This window comes from Nocardia sp. TBRC8007 (assembly GCF_056629435.1).
In genome coordinates, this window is record NZ_JBWSOR010000009.1 from 106786 (window position 1) to 124467 (window position 17682).

Below are 17682 nucleotides of genomic sequence, written 5' to 3' on the forward strand. Positions count from 1 at the left end.
GGCGTCCAGGTCGAAGGGCTCGACCGGGGTAGGTGTGCTGTGGACTATCCGCCAGGTTCGGGTGTGGGCACGACTATCTCCACAGGTGAGGGTACGCTGCGGTCGCGCAGTGGGGGCGAGTTCCTATCAGTGATGAGCAGTCCGGCGACAGTGGCCCCAAGAGCTACGGTAACCGCGGCCGCCGCAATCAGTTTGCGTCGGTCCGTGGTAGCCGTGACCAGCGTTGCGTCGGCCCGGAGTCGGGGCATTCGGATACTGCCGCCCGGTCGCGCGGCAGCGAGTAGGACAGCGCCACGTGCGGAGACGAAGTCGGGCTCCGGGTCGGAGATGACCGGCAGCTCGACCAGTTCGGCCAGCTTCGCGCGTAGGTCGGGATTACGGGTGCAGCCGCCGAGTAGCGCCATGACCTTCGGCTGGACCTCGGTTTCGGCAATGATCTGGCGCACGAAGGAGGCGGAGTGGTGGATGCTCGCGACGCACAATTCGGCCAGGTCGCTGCGGGTTACCACGGTTCGCTCACCGGTGCCGCGGTCGATCGCGGTTACCACTCTGGCCGCGCTGAGCTCTTCACGATACCGTCGACTGGTCGGCTTGTCGGTGAGTACCCCACTACGGGCCAGCCGCCAGCGTAGTAGCGTGTCGTAGCCGTCACCGCACAGCACAGTGCTGCGTTTGCTGGCCAGGATCGCGCCGGTGCGGCAATCGGCGTGGGTGATGGTCAGTCCGGAGCTGCCCAGATCGTAGAGAAGTACCGTGCCGCCGTCCGGAAGTTGACCGGTGAAGCGCAGGTAGCGCAACTGGGCTAGCGGTTCATCGATGATGGTGAGCCCGGGCGCGCCCGCGCGGATGGTTTCGGCGTGCAGAGGGCAGCGGCACGTCACGGCCGTTGCGGAGATCAGCTCGTCGCGCTGGTCGGCGGCGCTGTTCATCCGGCGGATCGCCTCGATGACCGGCTCCTCGATACCGCCGCCTGCGCGCCGTGGCACCGCGCAGCGATCGATCGGAGGTAGATGCGGCTGATCGGAGTGCGTCAGCATCGCGTGCGCCCCGCTAGCGCCCGCTGACACCCCCAAAACCAGCACCATGAAACATATGGTGGACCTTTTCGTCGTCGCTGCCAAGCGATAGGGCGCTGCTGTCGAGTCGACAAGGCCCGGAAAGCGCGCAGGAGACGGATGCCCAGCGTAGTCACGTAGCTGAATCACGCGAGTATGCGACCGATCGGTCTCTGTCGCCTCAGGTCGTGGTGCCTGCCGACCAGCGCGCCGTCTCTTCCCCAGTATCGAAGTCGCCAGCGGTATGCCGGAATTCAGCCAGCAGTTGCAGGAGTGTACGCAGCCGGTCCGGCGGGAGTCCAGGGAAAGCGAACACCCTCGCGTTGAGTTCTTCGGTCGCTTTCGCCGCCAGTGCCTTTCCGGCGTCGGTGATTTCGATCAACGTCGTGCGTCGGTCGCTGGGGTGCGGTACGCGCTCGACGAGTTCCGCCGCCTCCAGACGGTCTACGGTGTTGGTCACACTGGTGGGATGCACCTGCAATCGCGCGCTGGCCTTCGCCATCGGTAGGGTGCCGGTCTTACTGAAGCTGAGCAGCATCAGCAGCTCGTAGCGGGAGAAAGTCAGGCCGGTCGGCTTCAGTGCTTCGTCGACTCGTGCCATCACGATCTGCTGGGCCCGTACCAGTGAGGTCACCACGGCCATACCGTCGGCGACATCTCCCCAGCCGTGGTAGGCCCACTGGCGGTGGGCCTCCTCGATCGGGTCCAGTGGAAGCGGGCGTGGTCGAGACATGCTCCGATCATTTCATGCGGGCGAGTGCGGGTGTGGGTATCCGACCGGGCTCTGGACCAACCGCCGGTCAAAGGCGGGTGGCGTCGGCTTGCCGAGCGCGCGGAGGATGGCCAGGCCGCTCGGCTACGTTCGGCTCGGCATACGCTACTGCCGAGCCGAGTACCGTAAGGCCAACGCGTTGTCCTGGAGCAGGGGCAGCGGCACTGGCCCGACGGGCCAGCACCGGGGCGGTGGCGTTGACCAAGTCAACGGTCACGATGACTTCAGCGCCACGGAATTCGACAGCACGAACCCGGCCGCTTTCCGGCTGATCTTCCGAAACAGGTTGGGGTACTATCTGTTCCGGACGCAGCATGAGGGTCACTGATCCGGTGGGAGCGCTGGCCTGCACCGGGATCCGGCCGAGTGCGCACTCGGCTACCTCGGCCTCGACCACCGCGTCGAGCAGCACGCAGTCGCCGAGGAAGTGGGCAGTGCGCAGGTCCTTCGGCGTGGTGTAGACCTCTTCCGGTGTGCCGACCTGGGTGAAGCGTCCCGCGCGCATTACTGCGACCTGTTCGGCGAAGCTCAGCGCTTCCTCCTGATCGTGGGTGACCAGAATGCTGGTCATGCCTGCCGCGTGCAAGGCTGCGGCCACGGTTTTCCTGGTTGTCGCGCGCAGCCCGGCGTCGAGTGCGCTGAACGGTTCGTCCAGCAGCATCACCGCGGGTTTACGGGCCAGCGCGCGCGCCAGGGCGACGCGCTGTTGCTGTCCGCCGGACAGCTGGTGTGGTCGCCGATCGGTGTACGACGGGTCCAAAGACACCATCGCCAATAGTTCCCGCACTCTCGGCAGGGCGCGATTGCCGCGGCGATGCAGACCGCTGAGCCCATATGCGATGTTCTGACCGACGGTCAGATGCGGGAACAGCGCTCCGTCCTGCGCGACGTAGCCGACATTGCGCCGCTGTGGCGGGACCGAGCTGCCCGCGTCTGCCACGGTATGTGAGCCGATCGAGACGCGCCCCTGGTCCGGGGATTCGAATCCGGCGATCACGCGCAGCAATGTGGTCTTGCCGCATCCGGACGAGCCGACTACGGCGGTTGAGGTGTGGTCGGGCACGTCGAGGGTGATCGCATCGAGTACCAAGGTGTGCCCGAAGGTCTTCGACACACGGTCGACGACAACGCGACTCATATCCCAGCCGCCTTCCGTGATTGCGTGAACAGCAGATACGTCACCGGCACCGCGGTAACGATCATGATCAGGGCGTACGGAGCCGCGGCCGCATAGTCCAATTCGCCGGACAGTGCCCAGAACCGCATGGCCAGTGTGCGGGTTCCGATGGGGGCGAGCAGTAGTGTCGCGGTCAATTCGGTGGCTACGGCGACGAACACCAGGGCGGCCGCCGCGGCCGCGGCAGGCGCGGTGAGCCGCAGGGTGACAAGGAAGAAGGTCGTGGTCCCGGATTTGCCCAGCGCCCGTGACGCCTCTTCCAGACCGACCGGCACCTGCGCCAGCCCGGCTCGCACGTTGACCAGGGCTCTTGGCAGGAACATCAGCACGTATGCGGCGATCACCATGCTCGCGGTCTGGTAGAGAGGTGGTGCCCAGCGGATGGTCACGGTCACCATAGCCAGCGCGATCACGATACCGGGCAGTGAGCTGGTGATGTAGTTGGCGCCCTCGATCAGTCGCGCGAACGACGAGGTGGAGCGCACCGCGATCCATGCCACTGGAAACGCGCACAGGCTGGTGAGCAGTGCGGCGACCGCCGCGAGCCCGATCGTTTGCCCCAGCGCGTCGCTGATCGCGGTGAAATCCCATACGCCCGCGCCCCCGATGCGCAACCAGCGCCCGATGGTCCATAGTGGCACGCCGAGCGCGCCCGCAGTCACCGTGGCGAGCCCGGCCAGCACCGGTGCCGTTCTGAGGCCCAATCGAATCCGGGTCACGGTGCGCGGCGCTCCGCCGCCGATCCGCGCATAGCGGGCCTGGCCGCGCAGTCCGGCTTCGGCCCCGAGCAGTGCCAGGCAGCACAGCACGAGCACGCCCGCCAGCATGCTGCCCGCCGGGCCGGCGAAACTGGACTGGTACTGCTCGAAGATAGCGGTAGTGAAGGTATTGAATCGGACCATCACGAAGGCGCCGTACTCGGCAAGCAGATGCAGTGCGATGAGCAGCCCACCGCCGAGGATGGCCAAACGTAACTGTGGCAGCACGATCCGCGCGAACACCGCCACCGGTCCGGAGCCAAGTGCCCGCGCCGACTCCTCTACTGCAGGGTCCAGCCGACGCAGTGTGGCCGCAGCGGGCAGGTAGGCCAGTGGGAAATAGGACATCGTCGAGATCACTATGCCTGCTCCCAGGCCGTGCATCGCCGGAAAGACGCTGATCCAGGCGTAGCTGTTGACGAAAGCAGGCACTGCGAGCGGTGCCGCGAAGATCGGCCCCCACCAGGATTTCCCTGGCACATCTGTGCGCTCGACCACCCAGGCCAAGCCGACACCGAGCGCCACACAGATCGGTACGGTGCATGCCACCAGTAGGAGCGTATTGCGCAACAGCTCACCGACTCGCGGCCGGAATACCAGCTCGGCGGCGCGATCGAGGCCGGTGGAGAAGACCGTCGAAACGATATATCCCAATGGTACGAACGTCGCCGCCACCAGTAGTAACGCGGCAACCGTCACCACTGGCCCTGGCTTGCCGATTCCAGGTGCGGCGACAACGCTGCGCAGTGCCACGATTACAGCAATCCCGCTTCGGTCATCAGCGCTGTGACCTTTTTCGAGTCGAGCTGGGCCGGGTCGATCGCAGGGGCCTGCAGATCGGCCAGTGGCGGCAGTGCCGGATTGGCGGCTACGTCGCTGGCGACGGGATATTCCATCGAAGAGCCGTCGCGCAAAACTTCTTGCCCGGCTCTGCTCGTGATGAACGACAGAAACTTCTGTGCCGACTTCTGCTTCTTGCCCGATGCGAGTACACCACCACCGGAGATGCTGACGAATGCGCCGGGGTCTTGGTTCCTGAAGTAGTGCAATGCGGTTTCGGCACTGCTGTCCTTGGTGGCAGCCTGATCGCGATACCAGTAGTAGTGGTAGATGATGCCGCCGTCAGGGCTGCCGGAATTCACTGCTTTCATGGTGGCCACATTGTTTGGGAAGGGTACTGCGTTCGCTTTCATACCTCGTAACCACGCGCGGGTGGTTTCCTCGCCTTTCAGCGCGAGCAGACCCGCCACGATGGCCTGGAAATCGGCCCCGGAGACGCCCGCGCCCCATCGGCCTCGCCACTGCGGCTGGGCCAGATCGAGCAGCGAGGCGGGGAGCTGGTCGGCCGGTACCTGGTTCTTGTTGTAGACGAAAACCGTCGACCGCGCGGCGATGCCGGTCCACTTGCCGGTGGATGGGCGGAACCGAGTAGGCACCTGGTTCAAGGTTCGGGGATCCATGTCTGCGAACAGGCCCGCGTTCTCCACCAAGGCCATGGCGGGGGAGTTCTCGGTGAGGAAGACATCGGCGGGCGAAGCCGCGCCCTCGGCGACCAGTTGGTTGGCCAGCGCGGTATCGCCACCCTGCCGCAATGTCACTCTGATGCCGGTGTCCTTGGTGAACGCATCGGCCCATTCTTTGGTGAGCGATTCGTGCTGCGCATTATATACGATGATGTTGTTCACATCGTTCGAGGAATCCGCGCAGGCGGTCATGCTGAGTGCCATTGCCGCAACGGCTATGCTCGCGGCAATTGTTTTCCATCGAACCGGCTTCATCCTCGTCCTCCCGGTCGCATCCAGTACCTCGTGTTTATGACGAGGTTTATTCAAGAAAGACGTCGCTGCCGATAGTTCAGGTCCGGTAATGGCTCCAGTGGGTTTTCCGGCTGGTCGGATCGACTTCGCGAACTCGTAGGAAAGTCTGCTCGCGGTCGGTGCAGGCGCCGAGCGGGAAATCCGGCAGCAATCCGGAATACCCGCTTCGGGCGAGATGTTTCAGCATTGCGTGGCCCTGGTCAGTGCGAGCCCTCAGCTGAGCAGACTCGCCACTCCCCGTCTTCTCTGCGTAGACGCTCGATCGTGCTGGTTTGGGTCTCGGGCTGCTCACCGGGCACTGCCACAGAGAGCCTGCCGGTGACTTCCGCGGTCGCTAGATCTCCGATGACGGCGATGTTCTCGATCTTATCGATGGCGACCGAGATCGAGGCGATATCGAATTCCCTCTTCTCTTCCATGGTCATCGAGTCGAATGCGGCACGTTCCTGCTCGCAAGCCTGCTCGAGTGCTGTCCGGAAGCCATACGAACCGAGCGTGTCATAGAAGTCGCGAATCGCCAGTTCGACCTTGCGCTCGTCCGAGGCGAACGGACCTCGGCCCTGCGTGGTCAAGAGCACGCTCGCGATCGCGGCACCGACGACTACCATCGCCACGAGCACGACCAAGCCGACGATCAGACTGGTCCCGTTTCGTTTCGGCGACCCCGGCGGGGGCTGGTCGGGCGGTGGGTAACCCGGTTCCGCCTGTGGATAGCTCGTGGGTTGTTGTGGGTACTGCGGTCGATCATCCGGCAGTTGCCCGTCCACTGGATAAGTCATATTGCCCTCCGGTACACCCCGGTGCTTAGCACGTTACGGCAAGGTTTGTCCGGGCGAGTGAAAATCGAACTACTCAGCGGAATAGCTCGTGAGCTGCGGTAACCAGGGGCTAACAGTATGTATCTCGTATGCGGTGTCAGGCGTTGCGCTTGATTCGACTATGGGTTGCCTAATGTTTGCCGAGAGGTTGGATGGGTATCCGGATCACGCCGAAGCCTCCTGATTTCGGCCATCGCTTCGCTCAGTTCTGTCGCAGATCCGCGTGTCACGCACGTGCGACAAGCATTGGTGAAATGTGGTGATTCCCAGGTACCCACGGTTACTCGTTCTGTCCGAGTTCGAGCACGAAAGGCCACCTACCAGCACTTGCGGTAGGTGGCCGTGGTGCCCTCGGCAGGAATCGAACCTGCGGCCTTCTGCTCCGGAGGCAGACGCTCTATCCCCTGAGCTACGAGGGCGGGATAAGGCTCGGTCGGGGCTGACACGGCGGTCCGATCGGGCTGAGTCAGCCTATCGTATGGACCGCCGTCCGCCAAAAACGTGGGTGTGTGGCGCGGTGAGTCAGCCGAGAGGGAGGGGGGTAGCGCCGCGCGCGGCGAGCATCGCCGTCATCAGCTCGGACTCGCCGCGTTGGGATTCGGCCATGGTTTCGGCGAGAGTGCGCACCGCTGTGGTGTCGGCGTACAGGATGGCGTAATCGGTCATGGGTAGCCCGCCTTCATGGTGCCGCAGCATCAATTGCAGGAACATGGTGTCGAGCGCGGGGCCGGTGGCTTTCCGTAGCGTGGCGAGTTCGTCGGACGACGCCATGCCAGGCATTGCGGTCAGGGGACCGGAGTGGTGCGAGGTGTTCGTCGCGGAATGTTCGTGACCGGCCATAGGTTTGGTCATCCAGCCCATGTATCCGTCCATGCTCTGCGCCGGTTCGCCCCATAGTTGTAGCCAGCCCTGCATCCGGCCGACCTGGTTCTGTTGGGTGGTGAGGATGTCGTAGGCGAGCCGGCGTACCTCGATGTCGGTGGATTGGATCAGCGCTACCCCTGCCATTTCCACAGCTTGGGCGTGATGCGCTGACATATCCTGGCTGAAGCCGATGTCGGTGGCGCCGGGTTCGGGCTCTGCGGGGTCATCCAGTGGAATCCGGGTCAGCACGCCGATCGCGAAGCCGAGCAGAATGGTGCCGAAGGCGCCGAGGACCAGTAGCGCGGTGCGTTGGCGGCGGAGCTGTCCGCGGAGGCCGGGTCCGGCCGGAGTCGCGGGATCGTGATCGGCGGACATCACTGCTCCTGGTCGGGTGCGGATCGAGTCGGGGCAAGGGCGGGCGCGCCAGGAAGAGCTGGTACGCCGGGGACTCCCGGCAGACCGCCGTACATGCCGCTCGGTTCGGACTGATCCGGTCGCGAGCCCGCGCCGTTCATCGGTACCGCGTCCGGGCCGGGGGGAGTCGGGTCGAACGGTGGTGGGTTTTCGGTGTCGAAGACGATGGTCGAGCAATCCGCTCCGACCTCGGGGTGGGTGTACGGGTTCTGCCGCAGCGCGGTGATGAACTGGCTGATGCGTATATCGTCGGGATTGTTCAGCTTCAACTGGTGTCCCCAGGATTGCAGTGATACCGCGACATCCTGGCCGGGATAGGGCGACATCATTGTGTACGGCTTGTTCTCGACCTTTGTCTTCAGCGTCGCGATCGCCTCGGCGTTCACCGTGTCGGGGTCGTAGGTGATCCAGACGGCGCCGTGCTCGAGTGAGTGCACCGCGTTCTCTGCTCGGATCGGCTTGTCATAGACAACGCCGGTGCAGGTCGCCCAAGATTGGTCGTGTGGGCCGCCGAACGGTGGCGATTGATCGTAAGCCACCCGCTGGTCCGGACCGACATGCAATCCCGCAGGGTATTCTTCCTTCACTACGCCCGTGATCGCGTCGGAGGGATCTTGCTGTTGCGCGCTCGGTGTGTACTTGTCCAGTTCGGCTCGATCCCGGTACTTGGGGACCAGGTAGTAAGTCAGTGCACCGACCAATGCGATGATGGCAACGGCCGCGCTGATGGTCAGCCACGGGGTCTGACGTTTTTTCTTCGGAAGTTGTCCCCGCCCGCCCCTGGTGCGGGGAGCTGACAACCTCGCCGCGGCCTTGGTGGCCTTAGTCGATCTGATGCTGGGATTGCTCGGCATCGCTCGTTGTGTTCTTTCGACGTAATGGATCCGCTGGCTGCGCAGTGCCCACCAGAGGTGTACACCCGCCGAGACCATAGGATAGTGATTCGTGACTCCCGCTGATCTTGCAGATCTCCTTCGCGCGACCGCGGCGAAGGTGCTTGTCGAACATGAGCTGGACCCAGCAGTTCTGCCCGACGAGATCACCGTGGAGCGTCCGAGGAACTCGGAACACGGTGATTACGCCACTAATGTCGCGATGCGGGTGGCCAAGCGGGCCGGGACCACGCCGCGCGAGCTGGCGGGCTGGTTGTCTGACGCGTTAGCCACCGTGGACAGCGTAGCCACCGTGGATGTGGCCGGTCCTGGATTCCTGAACATTCGCCTCGCCGCTTCCGCGCAGGGTGCGATCGTCGAACAGGTACTCGCCGCGGGCGCTGAATACGGCAGCGCGGACGCCCTGAAGGGTAGCCGGATCAACCTCGAATTCGTCTCGGCCAATCCCACTGGTCCGGTGCATCTCGGTGGAGCCCGCTGGGCCTCGGTGGGTGACGCACTGGGCCGCATTCTGGCCGCGCAAGGCGCCAATGTAGTACGGGAGTACTACTTCAATGATCACGGCGCGCAGATCGATCGATTCGCCGCGTCGTTGGTCGCGGCCGCGACGGGAGCGCCGACCCCGGATAACGGCTACGCGGGTGCCTATATCGGTGAGATCGCCGATAAGATCGTGGCCGCTCACCCTGATGTGCTGCACAAGCCGGAGGCCGCGCGCCTCGAATTATTCCGTGTCGAGGGTGTCGAGCTGATGTTCGCGCACATCAAGAAATCGCTGCACGAGTTCGGCACCGACTTCGACGTCTACTTCAACGAGAGCTCGCTGTTCGCCTCAGGGGCAGTCGAACAGGCTGTGACCGAACTGAAGAACTCGGGCGATCTGTATGAGAAGGACAACGCCTGGTGGATCGCCAGCTCAGCATATGGCGACGACCAGGACAGGGTGGTCATCAAGAGTGATGGCAAGGCCGCCTACATCGCGGGCGATATCGCGTACTTCCAGGACAAGCGCTCGCGTGGCTTCGATCTGTGCGTCTACATGCTCGGCGCCGACCACCATGGCTACATCGGCAGATTGAAGGCCGCGGCGGCGGCGTTCGGCGATGACCCGGCGACTGTGGAGGTGCTGATCGGGCAGATGGTGAATCTGCTGCGCGACGGCGTCGCGGTCCGGATGAGCAAGAGGGCGGGCACTGTGGTGACGCTCGACGACCTGGTCGAGGCGATCGGGGTGGACGCGGCGCGGTATTCGCTGGTGCGTTCGTCGGTGAACTCCAGTATCGATATCGACTTGAACCTCTGGGCCAGCCAGAGCAATGAGAACCCGGTCTATTACGTGCAGTACGCACACGCGCGGACCGCGTCCATCGCGCGCAACGCCGCCGAGTTCGAATACGACTCCGTCACCCCGGACCTCGCGCTGTTGTCCGCCGAAGAGGAGGGTGAGCTGATCCGCACTCTCGGTGAGTACCCGAGGGCGGTAGCAGGCGCGGCGAGCCTGCGCGAACCGCACAGGGTGGCCCGATACCTCGAGGAGTTGGCCGGCGCCTACCACCGTTTCCAGACCAACAAGAATCTGCGCGTGCTGCCCCAGGGAGACGAGCCGGTTACGCCGACGAACGCTGCCCGGCTGGCTCTGGTCAACGCTACGCGCCAGGTTCTGGCCAATGGTCTGGGTCTACTTGGCGTCAGCGCGCCGGAGCGGATGTGACCGGGCGCTATGACCATAGCGAGGAAGGAAGCATGATGAGCGCGCATCCTGCCGGTCCCCGGCACGCCGAGATACCGCATGCGCCGAATCTGCCGGAACGTCCGGTGAATCCGGAACAGCTGATCGATCTGCCCGCGAATGTATGGCCGCGCAATGCTGTCCGCGGTGCCGACGGTGTGGTCAGGTTGGCGGGCGTGCCAGTACATGAGCTGACTGCCCGATTCGGTACCCCGTTGTTCGTGATCGACGAGGACGACTTCCGTTCCCGATGCCGCGATATGGTCCGTGCCTTCGGTGCGCATGCGAGAGTCCACTATGCGTCCAAGGCTTTCCTGTGCGGTGAGATCGCCCGATGGATTCGCGATGAAGGGCTGTCGCTGGACGTGTGCTCTGGCGGTGAACTCGCCATCGCGTTGCATGCGGGTTTCCCCGCTGAGCGAATCGCGTTGCACGGCAACAACAAATCGATGGCCGAACTTCAGGAAGCGGTATCCGCCGGGGTAGGTCATATCGTAGTCGACTCGCTGATCGAGATCGAGCGTCTGGACGCTGTAGCCGGCCGTGCGGGCGTAGTGCAGGATGTACTTGTCCGCGTCACGGTTGGCGTGGAAGCGCATACCCACGAATACATTTCGACCGCACATGAGGATCAGAAATTCGGCTTCTCGATCGCGGGTGGCGAGGCGATGGAGGCGCTCGCGCGCGTCTTCGACGCCGAGAATCTGCGTTTGGTCGGCCTGCACAGCCACATCGGCTCGCAGATCTTCGAGGTCGACGGGTTCGAGCTCGCCGCGCGACGCATGCTCGGTCTGCTGCGTGAGGCCGTGGACAAGTTCGGTATCGAGCGCACCGCGCAGATCTCCACGTTGGACCTCGGCGGTGGACTCGGCATCGCCTATCTGCCGTCGGATACTCCGCCGCCGCTGGCGGAGTTCGCCGCGAACTTGCGCACGCTGGTCGCCGCCGAGGCCGACCGCGCGGGCTTGCCCACGCCGGTGATCGCGGTGGAACCCGGCCGTGCGGTCGCGGGACCGAGTACGGTGACGTTGTACGAGGTGGGCACCATCAAGGACGTCTCGCTGGACGGCGGGTTACACCGGCGCTACGTGAGCGTCGATGGTGGCATGAGTGACAACATCCGTCCAGCGTTGTATCAGGCCGATTACGATTGCCGCCTGGTCTCCAGGTCGACACAGGCTGCGCCGGTGATCGCACGAGTGGTCGGAAAGCACTGCGAAAGTGGCGATATCGTGATCCGTGATACCTGGATGCCCGCTGATGTCGGCCCCGGTGACTTGGTCGCCGTCGCCGCTACCGGTGCGTATTGCTATTCGATGTCCAGCCGATACAACCAGGTGACTCGTCCAGCGGTGGTCGCTGTACGGGATGGACAGCCACGACTCGTCCTGCGCCGGGAAACGGTGGCGGATCTGCTCAGCCTGGAGGTGGAAGTATGATGGAGAACGCGAAGAAAGGCAGCTGGGAGACTGGTCGCCCAATCGGGGTCGCGGTGCTGGGGATGGGCAATGTCGGTACTGAGGTCGTGCGCATTCTGCGTGAGCACGCCGACGATCTACACGCCCGCGTCGGTGCTCCGGTGGTGCTGCGTGGTGTGGCCGTGCGCGACCTCGGTGCCGATCGGGGCATTCCCGCGGACCTGCTGACTACCGACGCAGACGCTCTCGTAGTGCGCACGGACGTCGATCTGGTCGTCGAGGTGATCGGCGGCATCGAGCTGCCGCGTAGACTCATCCTGGCGGCGTTGAACGCAGGTAAGTCGGTGGTGACCGCGAACAAGGCGCTGCTGGCCGACTATATCGGTGAACTAGCCTCGGCCGCTGAGCGCAGTCGTGCCGACCTGTACTTCGAAGCCGCTGTCGCGGGTGCTATCCCTGTGGTGCGTCCGCTGATCCAGTCCCTGGCCGGTGATCGGGTGAACCAGGTTGTCGGCATCGTCAACGGCACCACCAATTTCATTCTCTCCGCGATGGATGAGACCGGCGCCGACTACTCGGCCACCTTGGCCGAAGCCACCCGTCTCGGGTACGCGGAGGCCGACCCGACCGCTGATGTGGAAGGTTTCGACGCCGCGGCCAAGGCTGCGATTCTCGCCTCGCTGGCGTTTCACACCAGGGTCACCGCCGCCGATGTGTATCGGGAAGGGATTTCGCAGATCACCGCAGAGGATCTGGAGACCGCCTCGGAGCTGGACTGTACAGTCAAGCTGCTGGCGATCTGCGAGCGAGTGGGCGCGGGCTCCGGCGAGCCGGGCCCGGAGGAGGGGGGTAAGGAACGCGTTTCAGTGCGAGTCTACCCGGCGCTTATTCCGCGCAAGCATCCGTTGGCCGCGGTGACCGGTGCCTTCAACGCGGTTGTCGTCGAGGCGGAGAACGCCGGGCGGCTGATGTTCTACGGGCAGGGTGCAGGCGGTGCCCCGACCGCTTCCGCTGTGCTCGGTGATCTGGTGATGGCGGCACGAAACAAGTTTTACGGGGGCCGCGCTCCAGGCGAATCGGTCTATGCTGAGCTGCCGATCGCGCCGATTGGGGATACACCTACCCGCTATCACGTGAACCTGCAGGTCGAGGATCGTCCTGGGGTCCTTGCCAAGGTAGCGGGCGAATTCGCCGAGCACGGGGTGAGTATCTCGACTGTCCGACAAGAAGGACATGGTTCGGGTGCTCGCCTGGTGGTGGTGACCCACCACGCGGTGGAGTCGGCGCTCGCGGACACTGTGGCCGCATTGGCGGAAATGAAATCCGTCACATCTGTGACCAGCGTTCTGAGATTGGAAGGCACCGAAGAATGAGTGTAGTCTCGCGCAGCGACACCATGAGGGGTGGAGACCAGGTCACTGAGGGGCGTATGACTGGTGTCGCGCCCCAGGCAGGAGTGCATTCCCGTTGGCCGGGCCTGATCGCGGCCTATCGTGAGCGGCTCGCGGGCGCAGCCGACTGGGAGCCGGTCACCCTGTATGAGGGAGGGACGCCTCTGGTGCCCGCGCCACATCTGTCCGAGCTGACCGGGTGTGCGGTCTACCTGAAAGTCGAGGGCCTGAACCCTACCGGTTCGTTCAAGGACCGCGGGATGACGATGGCGATGACCGATGCCAAGTATCGTGGCCAGCGGGCAGTGCTGTGCGCTTCTACTGGCAATACCTCGGCGTCCGCCGCTGCGTACGCCACCCGTGCCGGTCTGAGCTGTGCCGTGCTCATCCCGCAGGGCAAGATCGCGATGGGCAAGCTGGCTCAAGCTGTCATGCTGGGCGCGAAGATCATTCAGGTGCGAGGTAATTTCGACGATTGTCTGGAGCTCGCCCGCAAGGTCACTTCCGACTTTCCCAGCATCGGTTTGGTGAACTCGGTGAACCCGGCGCGCATCGAGGGCCAGAAGACCGCGGCCTTCGAGATCTGCGATGTGCTCGGCGTAGCGCCTGATGTGCACGCGCTTCCAGTCGGCAACGCGGGGAACATCACCGCGTACTGGCGTGGTTACCGCGAGTACTACGCCGACAGGATCACCAGCGGGCTACCCCGCATGCTCGGTGTGCAGGCTGCGGGCGCGGCTCCGCTGGTCAACGGTGCTCCGGTCCAGGAGCCGGAGACCATCGCGACCGCGATTCGGATCGGCGCGCCCGCCTCCTGGAACGGCGCCATCGAAGCGAAGGAGCAGTCGGGGGGCGCATTCCGTGCCGCCACCGACGAGGAGATCCTCGAGGCATATCACTTGGTCGCGGCCACCGAGGGCGTGTTCGTCGAGCCCGCATCGGCCGCAAGTGTCGCAGGCGTGATCGCCGCCCGTAAGGAAGGCTGGCTGGATTCCGGGCTCACGGTGGTGTGCACGGTGACCGGCAATGGCCTCAAGGATCCCGACACCGCGCTGTCGGGAATGCCGCAAGTGCAGGCGATTCCGGTCGATCCGGTCGCGATCGCCGCCGAACTGGAGTTGGCCTGAGTTGAATTCGCGTGACAGCCAGCTCGTGAGCACGACGCTACCCACTGGTCTCACCGTGGCAGTGCGCGTGCCCGCGTCCACCGCGAACCTCGGCCCCGGGTTCGACTCGCTCGGTATGGCATTGGGGATCTACGACGAGATCGAGGTGCGCACTACTGATTCCGGACTCACCATCCGGGTCGAGGGTGAGGGAGCCGACGAAGTGCCCTGGGATCCTTCGCATCTCGTGGTCCGCGCGATCGAGCGTGGGCTGGAAGTGGCCGGTGTGGCAGCCAGAGGCCTCGAAGTGGTGTGTCGCAATGTGATTCCGCATTCGCGTGGGCTCGGCTCATCCTCCTCGGCTGCGGTCGGCGGCCTGGCAGCGGGCTGTGCTCTCGCAGCGAAAATGGATCCGGTATTGGCCACATCGGCTGATCAGTTGGTTCAACTGGCTTCGGAATTCGAGGGGCACTCCGACAACGCGGCAGCGAGTGTGCTCGGTGGAATCGTGGTTTCGTGGACCGAGACCGGAACCCCCGGCTACGCCGAGGCGCCGCCGCAGTCGGAGCGTGGCCTCGTCTACCGCGCGGTGCGACTGGAAGCGCATCCCGCCCTGCGTCCGGTCGTGTTGATTCCCGATCAGTGTTCGTCCACCGCGCACACCCGCGGGTTGTTGCCCCAGGTCGTGCCGCATCGCGATGCCGCCTTCAATGTCAGCCGCGCGGCATTGGCGGTAGTGGCGTTGACACAGCGCCCCGACTTGCTGATGCCGGCGACCGCCGACCGCCTGCACCAAGGCCAGCGTGCTTCCGCTCTACCGCTGACCACCGCCTGGATCACTCGCTTGCGCACGGCGGGAATCGCGGCAGCCATCTCCGGTGCCGGTCCGACCATCCTGGCCCTGGGGACCGGCGAATTTCCCGCAGAATTCCGTGAACTCGCGGCCGCGGACGGCTTGCGCGTTGTCGATCCGGGGCTCGCCGAGGGCGTTTTAATCGACTGATGGCGCGTCCACCTTGCCGAGATTCGCAATGTCCAGCTATTCTTAGCAGGTCCGTACATCGTGCGCATCAGACGCCGGTGCTTCATCAGGGCAATCGCTCCAGCAGGCTCCAGGCTTGAGCCTCCAGGCCATGGGGGTGCTGCGTAGCTAGGCAACTGGAATGATCACTCCCCACCTTCCATCAATGGTGGAGAAGCCGCCGGTCCGGCGGGGCAGGTGATACGGCACACAGCGCCCGGATGGACGCATCCCAGTCCGGAAGAACGCCCGGACTGCGGGACGAACCCTCGAAACAGCACACGGCGATCGAGGGAAGGAAAGGATTTCCGTGACAGATACGGACCTGCTCGCGACACCCGGGGTGGAAGTAAACCCGGCGAAGAGCCGCGAAAGTGAATCCGGACAGATTTCGAAGATGAGCGAACACACCGACGTCGCACGATCGGGGCTGACTGGAATGTTGTTGCCGCAGTTGCGCGCGCTTGCGGGGGAGCTCGGTATACGAGGCACCTCCGGAATGCGCAAGGGCGATTTGATCGCCGCCATCAAGGAGAATCAGGCCGGAAAACCGGCGAAGCCCGCCAAGAGCGAGGCCAAGCCCGCGACAACCGCCAAGGCTGATACTCCCGCCAAGACTGGTACCCCCGCTAAGACCGATACTCCCGCCAAGACCGAGGCTCGTGCTGAGCCCGCGCAGGCTAAGGAGTCCGGACAGGCGACCCTCGACGTGACATCCGCGACAGCGGTCAAGCCCGCCGAGGCACAGGCATCCTCCGCCGATACCGCGCAAGCCACTATGAACGGTTCGGCTCGAACCGGCTCGACCCAGGAGGCCGGCCTGGTTCAGGGAGGTAAGACGGCCGAAACTACCGAGGAGCCCGGTCGTGAGGGCGGTCAGCGTGGCCGTGGCAGACAGCGGCGCGGCCGTGAGCAGGCCCGATCTGCCACCGACAGCGGACCTGCCGAGTCTCGTGTCGACGAGTCGAAGCAGGATGCCGAACAGGGTGGTGAGCGCCGCAGGGATCGTGGCCAGGGCGATCGTGGCCAGGGCGATCGTGGCCAGGGCGATCGTGGCCAGGGCGACCGCGGCCAGGGCGACCGCGGCCAGGGGGGCCGGGGTGGCGACGAAGAGGAAGGCGGTCGCGGTCGGCGCGGGCGTCGCTTCCGGGAGCGTCGGCGCGGGCGTGATCGCGACAGTGGCGGTGAGAACCGCGAACCGGAGATCCGTGAAGACGATGTGCTGCAGCCGGTCGCGGGCATTCTTGACGTGCTGGACAATTACGCTTTCGTTCGGACCTCGGGCTACCTGGCCGGACCGAATGACGTATACGTGTCGATGAATTTGGTCCGCAAGAACGGTCTGCGCCGCGGTGACGCGATCACTGGTGCGGTGCGTGCTCCACGAGACGGTGAGCAGAGCAGTCAGCGCCAGAAGTTCGATCCGCTGGTGCGGTTGGACACCGTCAACGGCGGTGATGTCGATGCTGCCAAGCGTCGTCCTGAATTCGGTAAGCTCACTCCGCTGTACCCGAACCAGCGGCTGCGGCTCGAGACCACGCCGAATAAGCTGACCACCAGGGTCATCGACTTGATCATGCCGATCGGCAAGGGACAACGAGCGTTGATCGTGTCGCCGCCCAAGGCAGGTAAGACCACGATCCTGCAGGACATCGCGAACGCGATCGCGACCAACAACCCGGAGTGCTATCTCATGGTCGTGCTGGTCGACGAGCGTCCGGAAGAGGTCACCGACATGCAGCGTTCGGTGAAGGGCGAGGTCATCGCCTCGACATTCGATCGTCCGCCGTCGGACCACACCTCGGTCGCCGAGCTCGCCATCGAGCGGGCCAAGCGTCTGGTGGAAATGGGCAAGGACGTAGTGGTGCTGCTCGACTCGATCACCAGGCTTGGTCGCGCCTACAACAACTCCTCACCCGCTTCGGGCCGAATCCTTTCCGGTGGTGTCGATTCCACGGCACTGTACCCGCCCAAACGATTCCTCGGCGCGGCGCGCAATATCGAGAACGGCGGCTCGTTGACGATCATCGCCACCGCTATGGTGGAGACCGGCTCGACCGGTGACACGGTGATTTTCGAAGAGTTCAAAGGCACCGGTAATGCCGAGCTCAAGTTGGACCGTAAGATCGCGGAGCGGCGAGTGTTCCCCGCAGTAGACGTCAATCCGTCCGGTACGCGTAAAGACGAGCTACTGCTCAGCCCGGACGAGGCGGGAGTTCTGCACAAGCTGCGTCGCGTACTGTCCGGTTTGGACTCGCATCAGGCAATCGATCTGCTGATCGACCGGTTGAAGAAGTCCAAGAACAACCTCGAATTCCTTATGCAGGTGAGTAAGAACGCGCCCGGCGGGCTCGACGAGTAGCTTCATCAGCTGTACCGCCGAAAGGGCCCCGCACATGCGGGGCCCTTTCGGCATTAACGGGAACAAAATACTCGCTCGGGGTGTTGT

15 protein-coding genes and 1 tRNA gene are annotated in these 17682 nt (G+C 64.3%); 6 read left to right on the forward strand and 10 right to left on the reverse strand.

Annotation, left to right across the window (positions count from 1 at the left end; translation table 11 throughout):
• Positions 1-44: 44 nt before the first annotated feature.
• The 10 genes from ACX4ZE_RS11140 to ACX4ZE_RS11185 form a co-directional block, all read right to left on the reverse strand.
• Positions 45-1085 carry an Hsp70 family protein gene (locus ACX4ZE_RS11140; RefSeq protein ID WP_480273287.1) on the reverse strand — a complete coding sequence of 347 codons (1041 nt, stop codon included), beginning with the start codon at positions 1083-1085 and terminating at the stop codon, positions 45-47.
• A 151-nt stretch (positions 1086-1236) separates the two neighbouring features.
• Positions 1237-1788, reverse strand: coding sequence for a MarR family winged helix-turn-helix transcriptional regulator (locus ACX4ZE_RS11145; protein WP_480273288.1), 552 nt, complete (start codon positions 1786-1788; stop codon positions 1237-1239).
• Positions 1789-1855: 67 nt separating this feature from the next.
• A complete protein-coding gene (locus ACX4ZE_RS11150; RefSeq protein WP_480273289.1) occupies positions 1856-2965 on the reverse strand; it encodes an ABC transporter ATP-binding protein in 1110 nt (369 codons plus the stop codon).
• Positions 2962-4518: an ABC transporter permease gene (locus ACX4ZE_RS11155; RefSeq protein ID WP_480273322.1), complete on the reverse strand. Its 1557-nt coding sequence runs from the start codon at positions 4516-4518 to the stop codon at positions 2962-2964. The genes ACX4ZE_RS11150 and ACX4ZE_RS11155 overlap by 4 nt, the downstream gene beginning before the upstream one ends.
• Complete coding sequence (locus ACX4ZE_RS11160) at positions 4518-5489, reverse strand: iron ABC transporter substrate-binding protein (protein WP_480273290.1); 972 nt, start codon at positions 5487-5489, stop codon at positions 4518-4520. The genes ACX4ZE_RS11155 and ACX4ZE_RS11160 overlap by 1 nt, the downstream gene beginning before the upstream one ends.
• 127 nt (positions 5490-5616) lie before the next feature.
• The gene (locus tag ACX4ZE_RS11165) at positions 5617-5766 is read right to left on the reverse strand and encodes a hypothetical protein (protein WP_480273291.1); all 150 of its coding nucleotides are present in this window, start codon (positions 5764-5766) and stop codon (positions 5617-5619) included.
• Between the two features lie 13 nt (positions 5767-5779).
• On the reverse strand, positions 5780-6358 hold the full coding sequence (locus tag ACX4ZE_RS11170) for an Rv0361 family membrane protein (RefSeq protein ID WP_480273292.1): 579 nt from the start codon (positions 6356-6358) through the stop codon (positions 5780-5782).
• Between the two features lie 382 nt (positions 6359-6740).
• A tRNA-Arg gene (locus tag ACX4ZE_RS11175) sits at positions 6741-6816 on the reverse strand.
• 103 nt (positions 6817-6919) lie between these two features.
• Positions 6920-7636 (reverse strand): DUF305 domain-containing protein, encoded by a 717-nt coding sequence (locus ACX4ZE_RS11180; protein ID WP_480273293.1) that lies wholly within the window; start codon positions 7634-7636, stop codon positions 6920-6922.
• Positions 7636-8529, reverse strand: coding sequence for a DUF3105 domain-containing protein (locus ACX4ZE_RS11185; protein ID WP_480273294.1), 894 nt, complete (start codon positions 8527-8529; stop codon positions 7636-7638). The genes ACX4ZE_RS11180 and ACX4ZE_RS11185 overlap by 1 nt, the downstream gene beginning before the upstream one ends.
• A gap of 91 nt (positions 8530-8620) precedes the next feature.
• Between ACX4ZE_RS11185 and argS the strand changes: the two genes are divergently transcribed.
• From argS to rho, 6 genes are all read left to right on the forward strand, one after another.
• On the forward strand, positions 8621-10279 hold the full coding sequence (argS, locus tag ACX4ZE_RS11190) for an arginine--tRNA ligase (protein WP_480273295.1): 1659 nt from the start codon (positions 8621-8623) through the stop codon (positions 10277-10279).
• A gap of 35 nt (positions 10280-10314) precedes the next feature.
• Complete coding sequence (lysA, locus tag ACX4ZE_RS11195) at positions 10315-11736, forward strand: diaminopimelate decarboxylase (RefSeq protein WP_480273323.1); 1422 nt, start codon at positions 10315-10317, stop codon at positions 11734-11736.
• Positions 11733-13088, forward strand: coding sequence for a homoserine dehydrogenase (locus ACX4ZE_RS11200; protein ID WP_480273296.1), 1356 nt, complete (start codon positions 11733-11735; stop codon positions 13086-13088). Before lysA ends, ACX4ZE_RS11200 begins: the two co-directional genes overlap by 4 nt.
• A 56-nt stretch (positions 13089-13144) precedes the next feature.
• A complete protein-coding gene (gene thrC / locus ACX4ZE_RS11205) occupies positions 13145-14233 on the forward strand; it encodes a threonine synthase (RefSeq protein WP_480273297.1) in 1089 nt (362 codons plus the stop codon).
• A gap of 25 nt (positions 14234-14258) precedes the next feature.
• Positions 14259-15215, forward strand: coding sequence for a homoserine kinase (gene thrB, locus ACX4ZE_RS11210; protein ID WP_480273298.1), 957 nt, complete (start codon positions 14259-14261; stop codon positions 15213-15215).
• Between the two features lie 328 nt (positions 15216-15543).
• On the forward strand, positions 15544-17595 hold the full coding sequence (gene rho / locus ACX4ZE_RS11215; protein WP_480273299.1) for a transcription termination factor Rho: 2052 nt from the start codon (positions 15544-15546) through the stop codon (positions 17593-17595).
• The last annotated feature ends 87 nt before the right edge of the window (positions 17596-17682 follow it).

Bases quoted from the DNA above. Each gene is read 5' to 3' on its own strand.
- thrC (WP_480273297.1), top strand. From the start codon at position 13,145: ATGACTGGTGTCGCGCCCCAGGCAGGAGTGCATTCCCGTTGGCCGGGC.
- ACX4ZE_RS11200 (WP_480273296.1), top strand. From the start codon at position 11,733: ATGATGGAGAACGCGAAGAAAGGCAGCTGGGAGACTGGTCGCCCAATC.
- ACX4ZE_RS11185 (WP_480273294.1), bottom strand. From the start codon at position 8,529: ATGCCGAGCAATCCCAGCATCAGATCGACTAAGGCCACCAAGGCCGCG.
- ACX4ZE_RS11140 (WP_480273287.1), bottom strand. From the start codon at position 1,085: ATGGTGCTGGTTTTGGGGGTGTCAGCGGGCGCTAGCGGGGCGCACGCG.
- ACX4ZE_RS11165 (WP_480273291.1), bottom strand. From the start codon at position 5,766: ATGCTGAAACATCTCGCCCGAAGCGGGTATTCCGGATTGCTGCCGGAT.
- ACX4ZE_RS11160 (WP_480273290.1), bottom strand. From the start codon at position 5,489: ATGGCACTCAGCATGACCGCCTGCGCGGATTCCTCGAACGATGTGAAC.
- lysA (WP_480273323.1), top strand. From the start codon at position 10,315: ATGAGCGCGCATCCTGCCGGTCCCCGGCACGCCGAGATACCGCATGCG.
- ACX4ZE_RS11180 (WP_480273293.1), bottom strand. From the start codon at position 7,636: ATGTCCGCCGATCACGATCCCGCGACTCCGGCCGGACCCGGCCTCCGC.
- ACX4ZE_RS11145 (WP_480273288.1), bottom strand. From the start codon at position 1,788: ATGTCTCGACCACGCCCGCTTCCACTGGACCCGATCGAGGAGGCCCAC.
- ACX4ZE_RS11170 (WP_480273292.1), bottom strand. From the start codon at position 6,358: ATGACTTATCCAGTGGACGGGCAACTGCCGGATGATCGACCGCAGTAC.
- ACX4ZE_RS11150 (WP_480273289.1), bottom strand. From the start codon at position 2,965: ATGAGTCGCGTTGTCGTCGACCGTGTGTCGAAGACCTTCGGGCACACC.